The sequence below is a fragment of the Actinospica durhamensis genome, from assembly GCF_018139695.1.
GTDB classification, from domain to species: domain Bacteria; phylum Actinomycetota; class Actinomycetes; order Streptomycetales; family Catenulisporaceae; genus Actinospica; species Actinospica durhamensis.
Map to the genome: position 1 here is coordinate 1 of NZ_JAGSOG010000521.1, position 2,207 is coordinate 2,207.

General features: G+C 70.9%; 3 protein-coding genes. 2 read left to right on the forward strand and 1 reads right to left on the reverse strand.

Annotated elements, in window-relative coordinates; all coding sequences use genetic code 11:
• Nucleotides 1-282 (reverse strand): antitoxin (locus tag KDL01_RS40640; protein WP_212534058.1); only part of this gene is annotated, 282 nt, incomplete at its 3' end.
• Between the two features lie 105 nt (nt 283-387).
• On the opposite strand from KDL01_RS40640, the gene miaA reads away from it, so the two are divergent.
• Nucleotides 388-1,302 carry a tRNA (adenosine(37)-N6)-dimethylallyltransferase MiaA gene (gene miaA / locus KDL01_RS40645; RefSeq protein ID WP_307846804.1) on the forward strand — a complete coding sequence of 305 codons (915 nt, stop codon included), beginning with the start codon at nt 388-390 and terminating at the stop codon, nt 1,300-1,302.
• Between the two features lie 37 nt (nt 1,303-1,339).
• Entirely contained in the window at nt 1,340-2,185 is an 846-nt protein-coding gene (gene dapF, locus KDL01_RS40650; RefSeq protein WP_212534060.1) for a diaminopimelate epimerase, read from the forward strand.
• Nucleotides 2,186-2,207 lie beyond the last annotated feature (22 nt).

The following is a 2,207-nucleotide window of genomic DNA, read 5'->3' on the forward strand; positions in this document are numbered from 1 at the left end:
GGACTGCTGGTCGGCTTCGGGGGACTTTTCTCCCTGATCAGCGGCCTGGTCGCCTTGACCGAGGAAGCCCTTGGCCTTGTCCACGCCGGTGTGGATCGCGGAGGCGTATTTGCCGCCGGTTTTCTCGTCGACGAACTTGCTCGCGCCGTCCAGGCCGTGCGCGACGGCCGTTTTGGCGGAGTTCAGCGCGTCGCCGGCGGGGCCGGAGAGGTCGCTGGCCTTGTCCGTCGCCTTGTCGGCCAGCTCCCGTGCCTTTTCTTTGGCCGTGTCGAGAACGTTCATCGGTGGCCTCCCTTCGTTTCTACTCGCGGGACCGTCGGGTATCAGCCAGCGTATGTCCGTAACGTCGGTTTCGCCCACCGGCTCGGACCGGGGAGAATGGCCTGTGTGAAATCTCCCCTCGTGATCGCCGTGGTCGGGCCGACTGCGGCCGGCAAGTCGGACCTGGGCATTGCGTTGGCGCGGGAGTTCGGCGGCGAGGTGGTCAACGCGGATTCGATGCAGCTCTACCGCGGGATGGACATCGGTACGGCGAAGCTCGGCGAGGCCGAACGGGGCGGCGTCGCGCATCACCTGCTCGACATCTGGGACGTGACCGAACGTGCGGCGGTGGCCGAGTACCAGCGGCTCGCGCGGGCCGAGGCGGATGCGCTGATCGCTGCGGGGCGGGTGCCGGTGCTGGTCGGCGGGTCGGGGCTGTACGTGGACGCGGTGCTGGGCGGGTTCGACTTTCCGGGGACCGATCCGCAGCTGCGTGCCGCGCTCGAGGCTCGGCTGGAGGCGGAGGGTTCGGCGGCGCTGCATGCCGAGCTCGCGGCCGCGGATCCGCGATCGGCCGAGGTGATCCTGCCGTCGAACGGGCGGCGTATCGTGCGGGCGCTCGAGGTCGTGCAGCTGACCGGAGAGCCGTTCCGGGCCTCGTTGCCGGAGGTGGGCGGGCACTATCCGGGGGCCGTGCGGGTCGGGCTGGGCGTGGAGAAGACGGAGCTGGACGAGCGCATCACCCGGCGGGTCGACGTCATGTGGGAGCTCGGTCTGGTCGACGAGGTGGCGGGACTAATTCCGCAGGGATTGCGCGAGGGTGAGACGGCCAGTCGGGCGCTCGGATATCAGCAGGTGCTGGACTTTCTCGACGGGCATTGCACCGAGCAGGAGGCGCGTGACCAGACCGCGCTGCGCACGCGGCAGTTCGCCCGGCGCCAGGAGAAGTGGTTCCGGCGTGCGAAGGACACGGTGTGGCTCGCGCGCGATCGAGCCGATCTGGTGTCGGCGGCGGCGCACGCTGTCGGCGCGGCCACGTAGCTCACCTGCTGTCGGCGGCGCCGCGTAGCATGGCGTCATGATCCGGTACACCAAGGGCCACGGCGCCGAGAACGACTTCGTCATCATCGAGGACGCCGATGCCGCCTTCGATCCCGACGCGGCCTGGGTCGCGGCGGTCTGCGATCGGCGGGCCGGGATCGGTGCCGACGGGCTGCTGCGCGTCGTGCCGACGAAGGCCGTGCCCGGCTGGGAGGCCGACGCGGCGCGGGCGGACTGGTTCATGGACTACCGCAACGCGGACGGTTCGATCGCGCAGATGTGCGGCAACGGCGTCCGGGTTTTCGCGCGTTACCTCGTAGAGCAGGGGCTGCAGAAGCCGGGACGGTTCGGCGTGGGCACCCGCGGGGGCGTGAAGTCGGTGCTGGTGCCGGAGGACGGCGGCGACATCACGGTGGATATGGGGCGCGCGGTCTGGCCGGAGGGCAGCGCCGAGGTGCTGGTGGACGGCGAGTGGCTGCCGTCGGTGAACGTCGATATGGGCAACCCGCACGCGGTCGTGTTCGTCTCCGACGTCGCGCAGGCCGGTCCGCTGACGCAGCGCCCTGAGTTGCGCCCGGCCGAGGTGTATCCGGAGGGCGTCAACGTCGAGTTCGTGGCGGCGCTCGGGCCGCAGAGGATTGACATGCGCGTGTTCGAGCGCGGGGTCGGGGAGACGCGGGCGTGTGGCACGGGAGCGTGCGCGGCGATGGTGGCCGCGGCGCGGCGGGATGGGGCGGTTCCCGGGACGGCGTATGAGGTGCGGCTGCCGGGCGGGGTGCTGAGCATCGTCGAGCACGAGGACGGCGGGATCGAGATGACGGGGCCGGCGGTGCTGGTGGCGCGGGGCGAGCTGCTGGAGGGATTTCCGGCGACCCGGGGATGAGCAGCGACAGGCAGGGGTGGGC

Excerpts from the sequence above, each read along its gene's own strand:
- dapF (WP_212534060.1), top strand. The coding sequence starts at position 1,340 with ATGATCCGGTACACCAAGGGCCACGGCGCCGAGAACGACTTCGTCATC.